This is a genomic window from Streptomyces sp. NPDC001492 (genome assembly GCF_053597275.1).
Window position 1 is genome coordinate 69255 of sequence record NZ_JBSFHW010000049.1, and the last position, 7161, is coordinate 76415.

At 73.5% G+C, this 7161-nt stretch carries 6 protein-coding genes; all 6 read left to right on the forward strand.

The window, feature by feature from the left end; translation table 11 throughout:
• Nucleotides 1-92 precede the first annotated feature (92 nt).
• The 6 genes from ACWC1K_RS41525 (at nt 93) to holA (ending at nt 7028) form a co-directional block, all read left to right on the forward strand.
• On the forward strand, nt 93-1103 hold the full coding sequence (locus ACWC1K_RS41525; protein WP_450838395.1) for a helix-hairpin-helix domain-containing protein: 1011 nt from the start codon (nt 93-95) through the stop codon (nt 1101-1103).
• On the forward strand, nt 1100-3850 hold the full coding sequence (locus tag ACWC1K_RS41530; RefSeq protein ID WP_450838397.1) for a ComEC/Rec2 family competence protein: 2751 nt from the start codon (nt 1100-1102) through the stop codon (nt 3848-3850). The genes ACWC1K_RS41525 and ACWC1K_RS41530 overlap by 4 nt, the downstream gene beginning before the upstream one ends.
• Nucleotides 3851-3854: 4 nt before the next feature.
• A complete protein-coding gene (locus ACWC1K_RS41535; protein ID WP_450838399.1) occupies nt 3855-4661 on the forward strand; it encodes an arylamine N-acetyltransferase family protein in 807 nt (268 codons plus the stop codon).
• Nucleotides 4662-4803: 142 nt separating this feature from the next.
• On the forward strand, nt 4804-5685 hold the full coding sequence (locus ACWC1K_RS41540) for a YceI family protein (RefSeq protein ID WP_450838408.1): 882 nt from the start codon (nt 4804-4806) through the stop codon (nt 5683-5685).
• Nucleotides 5686-5724: 39 nt separating this feature from the next.
• Complete coding sequence (locus ACWC1K_RS41545) at nt 5725-5970, forward strand: hypothetical protein (protein WP_450838401.1); 246 nt, start codon at nt 5725-5727, stop codon at nt 5968-5970.
• 68 nt (nt 5971-6038) lie between these two features.
• Nucleotides 6039-7028, forward strand: coding sequence for a DNA polymerase III subunit delta (gene holA, locus ACWC1K_RS41550; RefSeq protein WP_450838403.1), 990 nt, complete (start codon nt 6039-6041; stop codon nt 7026-7028).
• Nucleotides 7029-7161: the final 133 nt, after the last annotated feature.

Sequence of the window (7161 nt, forward strand, 5' to 3'; positions counted from 1 at the left end):
TGTGAGGGGCGAAGTTATCCACAACTGGTGGGTAGTCCCCGGGAATTGAGCAAGATCATCGCGATGGTGGCGGAGTGCCCCATCGTCGTGGCATGGCACTTCGATCACGTTCACGTACGGCGACCGCGACCAGTGGCCCGGGGCGCAGCCCCGCCTCCGACGGCCGGGTCCGTCAGCGTCGCCCCATGGCCCGCAGCCGGGTCCGGCATCGGCACCGGCATGCACCGGAGGAGGAACTCCGACGGCGTGCGCAGGTGCTGTTCCCCGAACGGGCGGGGGAATGGCGGGAGTCGGGAGCAGGACCGCCGCTCGCGACCGTCGAGGAGAGCAACCGTCCCGTGGGCGGGGTGGCCGCCGAGCGCCCGGACGATCACCGGTCCGCGGAGGCCTGGCGCATGCGGGCGGGGCTTGCGCTGCGGGAGCGGATGCCGCTGTGGCTGCAGGCGAGGTGCGGGCTCGAGCGGCGGAGCGTGGTCGCGCTCACGGCACTGCTCGTCGTTGCCGCGGTGTTCGCCGTCCAGCACTTCTGGGCCGGGCGGACCCAGTCCGTGCGGGCACCCGAAGTGGTGCGGGCGGCCGCTCCCTTCGGTGAGCGGAAGGGGAGCGAGCGGCCAGGGCCGGAGGCTGCGCCGGGGGCGCCGAGTGCCGCAGGCACCGCCGGGGCCGAGATCGTCGTGGACGTCAGCGGCAAGGTCCGCGAGCCCGGGATCCATCGCCTGCCCGCGGGTTCACGCGTCGTCGATGCGTTGCGCGCGGCCGGTGGGGTGCGTCCCGGCACGAGCACCGACGGGCTGAACAGGGCCCGCTTCCTCGTGGACGGGGAGCAGGTGGTCGTCGGCGGCCCCGCCGCCCCGGCGCCCGGTGCGGCCGCCGGTGGTCCGGCCGGTCCGGCGGCGGGTGCCGCACCCGCCGCTCCGGTCCCGCTCAACACCGCCACCGTGGACCAGCTCGTCACCCTGCCGGGCGTCGGGCCCGTACTGGCCCAGCACATCGTCGACTACCGCACCCGGCACGGCGGCTTCCGCTCGGTCGACGAACTGCGCGAGGTCAACGGCATCGGCGACCGCCGTTTCGCCGATCTCCGGAATCTCGTACGGCCATGAGGCGCGCTCCCGATCTCCAGGCCGGGCGCGCGGCCGTCCATGCCGCTTCCTCCGGACGGCTCGGAGCCGCCCACCCCCGACAGGAGGGGCCGACGGACCTGCGCCTCGTACCGCCCGCGCTCGCGGTCTGGGCGACGGCTGCGGTGATGCTGGACGCGACGACCGCATGGGTCATGAGCACGGCGGTGGCCTGCCTCCTCGCGGCCGGTGCGCTGCTGCTCGTAAGGAGACGGGGAGCGGACGGCGGAGAAAGCCGCGGTGGGCAGGGGCGGGGCGGTGGCGGCGCCTGGGGCGGAAGCTCCGGCGGTGGCCGGCAGGGCGGCGGTGCTCCAGCCGACGACCCGCGCGCGACCCGCGCTTCCGCGGGTGGCAACCACGGCGGTGGCGGCGGCCCGGTGTCCGAGCAGTCGGCACCGGGGTCCGTGCCCGTGGGCCGGGCTTCGCGGGCGGGTGGTCGGCCGGCGGGTGGGGCGTGGCCGCGGGTCTCCGTCGCCGCCGTCCTGCTCTGCGTCGCCGCGGCCGCCGTGTCCGCGGGGCTGCACGGTGCCGACGTCCGGCGTGGCCCCGTGCCCGATCTGGCACGGAAGTACGCCACCGTGACCGCGGAGGTCGAGGTCGGCTCCGACCCACGTGTCAGCCGGCCCCGGATCAGTGGGGACCATGTCGCCCGGGCCTCCGTGCTGATCGAGGGGGAGGTCCGGCGGGTGGAGGAGGCGGGCGGTGCGGCGGTGGTGACCCGGACGCCCGTGCTGGTCATCGTCGACGCGGGCACACACGGTGCCGGAAAGGAGACCTCCGCCGAAGGACCACCACGGTCGCCCTGGCTCGAGCTGTTGCCCTCCACACGGGTGCGGGTCGTTGCGCGGTTGGCGCCCCCGGCGGTCGAAGGCGACCGGGTCGCCGCCGTGCTGCGGGTGCGGGGCAGGACCGCGCCGGAGGTGGTGGGCGGGCCGTCGGGGGTGCAGCGGTTCGCGGGGCGGCTGCGGGCCGGTCTGCGGGAGGCGACCGACGGGCTGCCGGCGGACGCCAGGGCGTTGCTGCCCGGCCTGGTCGTCGGGGACACCTCGCGGATCACCCCGGAGCTGGACGAGGCCTTCAAGGAGACCGACCTCGCCCACACGCTCGCCGTGTCCGGGAGCAACCTCACGATCATCCTCGCCCTGCTCATCGGGCCGGCAGGCACGGCACAACTGGTGGAGCGCCGCGGACTCGCACCCCGGCTCGGCATCCCGCTCAGGTCGACCGCGCTGCTCGCGGGAGCCCTCACGCTCGCCTTCGTGATCGTGTGCAGACCGGATCCGAGTGTGCTGCGGGCCGCGGCCTGCGGGGCCGTCGTCCTGCTGGCCCTGGCCACCGGACGCCGCAGATCACTCGTCCCGGCGCTGGCGACGGCGGTGTTGCTCCTCGTGCTGTACGACCCGTGGCTGGCCCGCAGTTACGGCTTCCTGCTCTCCGTACTGGCCACCGGTGCCCTGCTCACCCTCGCGCCCCGCTGGAGCGAGGCACTGCGAAGGCGCCGGGTCCCGCCGAGGCTCGCCGAGGGGCTGGCCGCGGCGGCCGCGGCGCAGGCGCTGTGCGCGCCCGTCGTCGCCGTGCTGTCGGCGCGGGTGAGTCTGGTGGCGGTACCGTGCAATCTGCTCGCCGAGATCGCGGTGGCACCCGCCACCGTGCTGGGCTTCGCGGCGCTGGCGGCGGCGCCCGTGCTGATGCCGGTGGCCAAGGCGCTGGCCTGGTGCGCGAGTTGGCCCGCCGGCTGGATCGCGGGCATCGCCCGGACGGCGGCCGCGCTGCCCGGCGGGGGAGTGGACTGGCCGGGCACCTGGAGCGGGGCGGGGCTGCTCGCCCTGGTCACGCTGACCGTGCTGCTGGTCGGGCGACGGTTGCTGAGACATCCGTGGTGGTGTGCTGTCTGCGGGGCGCTGCTCGTGCTCGTCGTCGTGCAACCGCCACCGCTGACCAGAGTGATCACGGGGTGGCCGCCGCCGGGGTGGCGGTTCGCCATGTGCGACGTGGGGCAGGGCGACGCGACGGTGCTCGCGGCCGGGGACGGCAGCGGTGTGGTGGTGGACGCCGGGCCCGATCCCACGCTCGTCGACCACTGCCTGCGCACCCTCGGCATCACCAGGATCCCCCTGGTCGTGCTCACCCACTTCCACGCCGACCATGTGGCCGGGCTGCCCGGCGTGCTGCGCGGGCGTTCGGTGGGCGCGATCGAGACGACGGGCTTCGAAGAACCCGCGGACCAGGCGCGGTTCGTACGGAAGGAGGCGGCCGCACGCCACATCCCGCTCACCCGGGCCGTGGCCGGGGAGCAGCGCCGGACCGGCTCGCTCTCCTGGCAGGTGCTGTGGCCCCAGCCCAGCCCGGCGCCTGATCCGGACGGCCCGAACGACGCCAGCGTCGCCCTGCTCGCCAGGTCGGGCGGGCTGCGGCTGCTGCTGCTCGGGGACCTCGAACCCCCGGCCCAGCAGGCGCTGTTGAGATCACCGGAGGGTGCGCTGATCGGCGGTGTGGACGTGCTCAAGGTGGCCCATCACGGTTCGGCGTACCAGGACCCGGAGCTGATGCGCAGGGTGGCGCCGCGGATCGCGCTGATCAGCTGCGGGGAGCACAACATGTACGGCCACCCCGCCCCCGGCACGGTCGCCGCACTGCGGGCCGAGGGCGCGGTGGTGCTGCGGACGGACCGGGACGGGGCCCTCGCGGTCATGGGGGAAGGCAGGGAGCTGGGGGTGGCGCGAGACTGAGGGCATGAATTCTGAGCAGGTCGATGCCTACCTCCACCGCCTGGGAGCCGAGCCTTCGAAGCCGGCCGCCGGCGCCACCGCCGATGTGCTGCGCGAGCTGCACCTGCGCCACCTGCGGACAGTGCCCTTCGAGAACCTGTCGATCCACCTCGGCGAGAAGATCGTGCTGGAGGAGGAGCGGCTGCTGGCCAAGGTGGTGGGGGCACGGCGGGGCGGGTTCTGCTACGAACTCAACGGGGCGTTCGGGACCTTGCTCGGCGCGCTGGGGTTCGAGGTCACGCTGCTCGCGGCGCGGGTGCACGGGGACGAGGGGCGGCTCGGGATCCCGTACGACCATCTCGCGCTGCGGGTGCGGGCGTCGGACGGCAGTGAGTGGCTGGCGGACGTGGGCTTCGGGGCGCACAGCCACTACCCGCTGGCCTTCGGGGAAAGGGGCGAGCAGAAGGATCCCGGCGGCAGCTTCCGGATCGTCGAGGCGGGGCCGGACCTGGATGTCGTCGTGAACGGCAGGCCGCAGTACCGGCTGGAGGTGCGGCCGCGTGAGCTCGGTGACTTCGTGGCCGGGGCGTGGTGGCACAGCACCTCGCCGGCGTCGCACTTCGTGCAGTCGCTGGTGTGTTCAAGGGTGACGGAGGACGGAGGGAGGATCACGCTCAGCGGGCGCACGTTCAAGGTCACGGGCGCCGACGGGGCGCGGGAGGAGCGGGAGTTGGACACGGACGAGGAGGTGCTCGGGACCTACCGGGAGCGGTTCGGCATCGAGCTCGGCTGTGTGCCGACTGTGCGAAATCCCCTCGCGGTGACTGATTGAGGTCACATGGCGTCACAAGCCTCCAGAGGGGACCAGCCGTTGCTACTCGTGCGTAGGCACCCCGTGTTGCCTCGAAAGCCGCATCGGTGATCGAATGTCTCTTCGGCAACAGAAGATGTCGAGGCGCACAGGGGTGGCGTGGATGTTCGGCCGCTGGCTGGGAAACCGAACGAACAGGGTGCAACGGACGAGTCCCCTGGCGGCGGTGCAGACCCCGCCGAGTGCCGGGGTGCTGAGCTGCCGGGTGCTGGATCCGGTCAACGAGCCGGTGACTCATGCGGAGTTCGCGGTCAGCGACGCCATGGGTCGCAAGGTGGTCGCCGGGGAGACGGATCCCTACGGGTCGTTCGTGACGACGGTGCCCGCCGGGGAGTACCGGCTCGCGGTGTCCGCCGAGGGATACACGCCCTACCGGGCCGGCGCGACCGTCACGGAGAACACGCTCGCCTCGCTGGGGGATGTGACGCTCCAGGTCGCGAGGCCGCCGGAGCTGCCGTCGGCGGGCGACTGGGAGATCGAGCCCACGCATTCCTCGATCGGGTTCACCGCGCGGCACATCGGGCTGGCCCGGATCCACGGCCGGTTCAACTCCTTCGCCGGGGCCGTCCGGATCACCGAGCCGGTGGAGCAGTCGGCGATGCATGTGGTGATCGACGCGGCGTCCATCGACACCAACGTCCGGATGCGGGACGACCATCTGCGGTCCGGGGACTTCCTGGACGTGGCGCGTTTTCCGACGCTGGAGTTCTACAGCGAGCGGTTCGTGCACAAGGGCGGGAACCGGTGGGCGGTCACCGGTGCGCTGTCGCTGCACGGTGTGACGCGTACGGTCACGCTCGACACCGAGTACCTCGGCCTCGGCAATGGCATGGAGGGCGAGGTGCGGGCGGCCTGCCGGGCCACCACGGAACTGCACCGCGACGACTTCACGGTGAGCTGGCAGTCGATGCTGGCGCGGGGGATCGCGGTGGTGGGGCCGAGCATCCGGGTCGACCTCGACGTGCAGATCGTCCGCAAAGGGTGAGCTGCGGGCGCCCGCGGCGGGTGCCGGACAATGGCTGCCGTGAGTGATGTGAGACATGTGCTGGTGCTGCCCGACCGCGATGCCGCGGAGGAGGTGGCCGAGGCGCTCGGGGAGCGGTTCGGGGTGTCCGAGGAACCGCAGCTCGTACGGGACGCCCTGGCTGGTGAGGATGACGCCGAGGACGCGCAGTGGCTGGTCGTGCTGCGCGACGAGGGCGGGCGGCTGGACCCCGGGGAGCTGGACGCGTTCGCGGGGGAGTGGGACGGGTGGCGGGAGGAGCCGTAAGGCCGCGGCGGCAACCGTAGGTCTGCGGCGGGCACCCGTTGTCAGTGCCCCGTGCCATGCTTGTCGCGATGGCCAGGAAGACTGCTGAAGACGACCCTCTCGCCCCGGTGACGCTTGCCGTGGGCCAGGAGGACCTCCTGCTCGACCGTGCCGTGCGGGAGGTGGTGGCCGCCGCCAGGGCCGCCGACGCCGACACGGACGTACGCGACCTGACACCGGAGCAGCTGCAGCCCGGCACGCTCGCCGAGCTGACCAGCCCCTCGCTCTTCGCCGAGCGCAAGGTCGTGGTCGTACGCAATGCCCAGGATCTTTCCGCCGACACGGTCAAGGACGTGAAGGCCTATCTCGGGGCGCCCGCCGAGGAGATCACCCTCGTGCTGGTGCATGCGGGCGGGGCCAAGGGCAAGGCCCTTCTCGACGCCGCGCGCAAGGTCGGGGCGCGGGAGGTGGCCTGTCCGAAGATGACCAAGCCGGCGGATCGGCTGGCCTTCGTGCGCGGGGAGTTCAGGGCGGCCGGGAGGTCTGCCACGCCCGAGGCCTGCCAGGCGCTCGTCGACGCCATCGGGAGTGATCTGCGGGAGCTGGCGTCCGCCGTCTCCCAGCTGGTCGCCGACGTCGAGGGGACCATCGACGAGGCCGTCGTCGGGCGGTACTACACGGGGCGGGCCGAGGCCTCGAGCTTCACGGTCGCCGACCGGGCCGTGGAGGGGCGGGCGGCCGAGGCCCTGGAGGCGCTCAGATGGTCCCTGGCCACCGGGGTGGCGCCGGTGATGATCACCAGTGCGCTGGCGCAGGGCGTGCGGGCGATCGGGAAGCTGTCGTCCGCTCGCGGGGGGCGGCCCGCCGATCTGGCGCGTGAGCTGGGCATGCCGCCGTGGAAGATCGACCGGGTGCGGCAGCAGATGCGGGGGTGGACACCGGACGGGGTGGCGGTCGCCCTGCGGGCGGTCGCGGAGGCGGATGCAGGAGTGAAGGGGGGCGGGGACGATCCCGAGTACGCGCTGGAGAAGGCGGTCGTGGTGATCGCCCGCGCCGCGCGGTCCCGGGGGCGGGCGTAGGAGGCCGGTCCGCTTGGCGGATTCGCCCCCGCCGCCCCTGCCCGTCCCTTCCCCAGGGGCGCTGCCCCTTCGACCCCGCTGGGGGCTGCCGCCCCCAGGCCCCCGCTTCGGCCTGAACGGCCTCGTCCTCAAA